1 protein-coding gene is annotated in these 507 nt (G+C 53.1%); it reads left to right on the top strand.

What is annotated here, in order from left to right; all coding sequences use genetic code 11:
* Positions 1–26 precede the first annotated feature (26 nt).
* The coding region (locus ACOCD2_RS26305; RefSeq protein ID WP_419626463.1) for a type I restriction-modification system subunit M N-terminal domain-containing protein at positions 27–507 on the top strand (481 nt) is incomplete at its 3' end.

Here is a 507-nt window from a genome sequence, read left to right as displayed (position 1 = left end):
CAATTTAACAGCAGCTCAATTAAATAATGAATCACGCCGCCCACAACAAGATTGTTTCCTTCATCTGGTCCATTGCCGATGACTGCCTCCGTGACGTGTACGTACGCGGCAAGTATCGTGATGTCATCCTGCCCATGTTCGTTCTGCGGCGCCTGGACTGCCTGCTCGAAGGCAGCAAAGAAGCCGTCATGGAAGAAGTAAAATTCCAGCGGGATGCCGGTTTTGCCGAACTGGACCCCATGGGCCTCAAGGACGCCTCGGGATATGTGTTTTACAACACCTCACCATTCACCCTGCAAAAGATTGTCGATACCGCCGCGAACAACCGTCAGCAGCTCGAAGCCAACTTCAGGCTCTATCTGGATGGATTCAGTCCCAACGTCAAAGAAATCGTGGACAAATTCAAGCTGCGCAGCCAGGCGCAGCACATGGCGGCAAAAGATGTGCTCTACGATGTGCTGGACAAGTTCACCTCACCCTACATCAACCTGTCGCCCGTTGCCGCGA

Source organism: Thiolapillus sp. (assembly GCF_048562965.1).
Lineage (GTDB): Bacteria > Pseudomonadota > Gammaproteobacteria > Chromatiales > Chromatiaceae > Thiolapillus > Thiolapillus brandeum_A.
The sequence above is the reverse complement of the archived record's forward strand: the minus strand, read 5'-3'. Positions and strand labels throughout refer to the sequence as shown.